Annotated in this window: 2 protein-coding genes and 1 pseudogene; 2 read left to right on the top strand and 1 reads right to left on the bottom strand. The window is 51.8% G+C overall.

Annotated features, from left to right (window positions below):
• Window positions 1-1,261, top strand: a pseudogene (locus tag Q7V06_RS05485) (DEAD/DEAH box helicase); the annotation flags it as partial.
• Window positions 1,262-1,272: 11 nt separating this feature from the next.
• Here Q7V06_RS05485 and Q7V06_RS05480 read toward each other — a convergent pair.
• Complete coding sequence (locus Q7V06_RS05480) at window positions 1,273-1,827, bottom strand: TATA-box-binding protein (RefSeq protein ID WP_304839216.1); 555 nt, start codon at window positions 1,825-1,827, stop codon at window positions 1,273-1,275.
• A 224-nt stretch (window positions 1,828-2,051) separates the two neighbouring features.
• On the opposite strand from Q7V06_RS05480, the gene Q7V06_RS05475 reads away from it, so the two are divergent.
• Window positions 2,052-3,399, top strand: a 1,348-nt coding sequence (locus Q7V06_RS05475) for an AMP-binding protein (RefSeq protein WP_304839213.1), incomplete at its 3' end; no start/stop codon positions are given.

Here is a 3,399-nt window from a genome sequence, read left to right as displayed (position 1 = left end):
TGTCGGATGGATCCATATCGGCGCTGTCTTCATCACCCGTGGACGGCTCTGGCGGGTGCTTGAGGTTGGGGAGGAGATGATCACCGTTGAGCCGGCTCCAAAAAGTGTCGGGGAACTGCCATCATGGGAGGGTGAGCAGATCCCGGTGCCGTTTGAAGTTGCTGAGGAGGTTGGAAAGCTCAGGAGGATGCGGAACTTCTCAGAGTATGGGGCAGATAAAAAGTCGGTTTCATATATCGAGCGGATACTTTCTGAGATGGAGAAGAACAGAACACCGGTTCCAACAGACCGGCTGGTGATGCTTGAACATACGAAGGAGGGCGTGATCATCAATATCTGCGGGGGCCATAAGGCAAATGAGGCCCTTGGACGGGCCCTCTCTATACTGATCTCAGCCCGCTTCGGGACGAGTGTCGGGATCGAGGTGAATGCATACCGGATATTCCTCCGCCTCCCACGAAATGTCGGGGCACGCGATATTCAGGAGATACTGGGATCACTTGAGGGGGACCATATCGAGGCGATCCTGATGATAGCGATGAAGAGGACCTCGCTCTATAAATGGAAGCTTGTCGCTGTTGCAAAGAAGTTTGGTGCGATCGATTCCGATGCCGATTACGAAAAGATCAGCCTTCACCGCTTAAGCGAACATTTTGATGGCACCGTCGTCGCACGGGAGGTCTATCGGGAGCTCTTCTCTTCATATATGGATGTCAGAGGAGCGGGTGCGCTCATCTCCAGGATACGATCAGGTGAGATCGAGGTGAGGGTAGGTCCGCTTTCGATCATCGGTGCAGAGGGGCTCTTCTCATCCCGTGACCTGATCGCCCCCCCTGAGATGGATCAGGCGGTTATCGGAGCGGTAAAACGACGCCTGGATGCCCAGGAGGTGATCATCGCCTGTATGCACTGTAAGAACTGGAAGAAGAAGACGATACTTGAACGGATACCCGATCAACCGGAATGCCCAAAGTGCGGTGCACGCTTAATCGCCGCCCTCAAACCATATGAAGAGGAGAATTACCGGATTATGAAGAAGAAGAAGAAATCTGATGAAGAGAGAGAGATCGAGGCGAGGATGCTCCGTTCAGCAAACATGGTCCTCTCAAGCGGCAGGAAAGCGATCATTGCGCTTGCGGGCCGTGGTGTTGGCCCAGAGGTTGCATCGCGTATTTTAAACACTCATACGACCGGGGATGCGTTTTATAAAGAGATTCTCAAAGCCGAGAGAAAGTACATAAGCACGCATCGGTTCTGGTAAAAAAAAGAATTTTAGAGGATATCTGCAAGGTGCTGTTCCAAAACGGCAAGACCTGCTCTGACATCAGTGAGGTTCTTGCCCCCTGTGAGAATGATCTTTCCTGAGGAGAAGAGGAGCGCGACGATCTTTGGATCGGCTATCCGGTACACAAGGCCCGGGAACTGCTCGGGTTCATACTCGATATTTTCGAGCTGGAGGGTGATGACAACTTTGTTCAGGTTGATAGACTTGCCCATATCATAAGAGCAGACGATGTTGGTTACATTAACATCAGGAACTTCATGAGTCTTGATGCCTGCACTGTTGAGAGAGGCGAGGATGATCTCAAGGCCCCTGCCCATATCTTTCTCATTCTTGATGCCGGTGAGAACCACTTTTCCAGACGAGAAGATGAGTGATGCCATCTTCGGATCTTTGATCCGGTACACCGCTCCCGGGAAACGCTTGGTATTGAGTTCACACCCCTCGATATGCTCTGCAATTGCTAAAAGATCGATTGAATCTGCGATGACGCCGGAGGCGACGATATTTTCGATCTTCAGTGAGTCGTATTGTTGATCTGCCATCTTCGTACAATTGAAGTTTTGCAGAGCATAATGGTGATGGAGAACCTTTATGATATTTAGTCAGACAGGCATTTCTGATGCCTTAAATCCCCTGTTTATTCTGGAATACTTACCCCCTCGCGAGAGTTTCGATAAAGAATGGTGATGGAGAGGGGGGGCGCCGGGTTCCCGAAGAGCAGATCGAATGCCATAAATGAGATAAAAACGTAAATTATGACGTTTTTATGACAGAGGGAGTAGGCAATATCAGGGATTGCGGCAAGGCCGCCCCGGATCTTCAGCCCAAAAGGCAGGAGTATGAGCAGGGTGTTCCGGAGTATACTATCGAGGTGCCCGAATTCTTTAATTTCGCTTTTGACGTCGTCGATGCATGGGCTGAGAAAGACCGGAATAAGCTTGCACTCATCTGGACGAACCAGTCGGGTGAGGAGAAGAAGTATAGTTTCTGGGATATGAAGACCCTGTCAAACGAAGCGGCGAATATCCTGCTGAAGTTTGGGATCAATAAGGGTGACCGGGTATTTGTGATGCTCCCCCGTATCCCTGAATGGTGGATCCTGACGCTTGCGCTGATGAAGCTTGGCGCGGTCTTTGCACCGGCACCGACGATGCTGACAACAAAGGATCTCATCTACCGGATCAATGCAGGCGACTTCAAGATGGTCATCACCGATTTGGAGAATGCACCGAAGTGTGATGATCTCTCTGACTCATGCCCGTCACTTGCCCAGAAGATGGTCGTCGACGGTGAACGTGACGGCTGGATCAGCTATCCCTTCGAGCTGAGTTATCCGGCCCCGGTTGCGCGCAAGCTCGTCCATTTCCGCAGTCTCCGGAGAACCCGGCCGACTGATCCCCTCCTTATCTTCTTCACCTCCGGCACGACCGGTGACGCGAAGATGGTTCTGCATGAGCAGAGCTATGCTCTTGGCCACACGATAACGGCACGTTTCTGGCATGATCTCAAGGATAACGACCTCCATTTCACCGTCTCCGATACAGGATGGGCAAAGGCTGCATGGGGGAAGTACTTCGGCCAGTGGGTCTGTGGTGCGGCAATCTTTGTGTATGATATCAGGGGCAGGTTCAAGGCAACAGAACTCCTCCCTCTGATTGAACGGTATGGGATCACCACCTTCTGCTGCCCTCCGACGATCTACCGGATGCTGATCATCGCAGATCTCCGGAAGTTCGACTTCTCTGAACTTCGCCACTGCTGTTCTGCCGGAGAACCCCTGAACCCCGAAGTGATGCGTGTCTGGAGGGACGGAACAGGTCTTGATATCTTTGAGGGGTACGGCCAGACCGAGACGGTCTGCTGTGTCGCAACATTCCCTGGAATGAAGTGTAAACCCGGATCGATGGGGAAGCCATCGCCGGGATGGAAGATCGAGCTTCACGATGAAGAGGGTCGGATGATTACTGACGGGGATGCCGGAAGAATTGCAATTTCGCTCGATCCTCGTCCGGTTGGTCTCTTCCGTGAGTACCTTGATAATCCTGAAGCCAATGCCGAGTCATTTGTGAACGGATTCTACTATACCGGCGACAAGGCCTATAAAGATGATGACG

The organism is Methanocalculus sp. (genome assembly GCF_030651615.1).
Classification (GTDB): Archaea; Halobacteriota; Methanomicrobia; order Methanomicrobiales; family Methanocorpusculaceae; genus Methanocalculus.
Note: the sequence above shows the minus strand (reverse complement) of the source record. Positions and strands in the feature narration are given on the sequence as shown.

What these genes read in the sequence shown, in the direction of transcription:
- Q7V06_RS05480 (WP_304839216.1), bottom strand. Translation starts at nt 1,827, where the DNA reads ATGGCAGATCAACAATACGACTCACTGAAGATCGAAAATATCGTCGCC.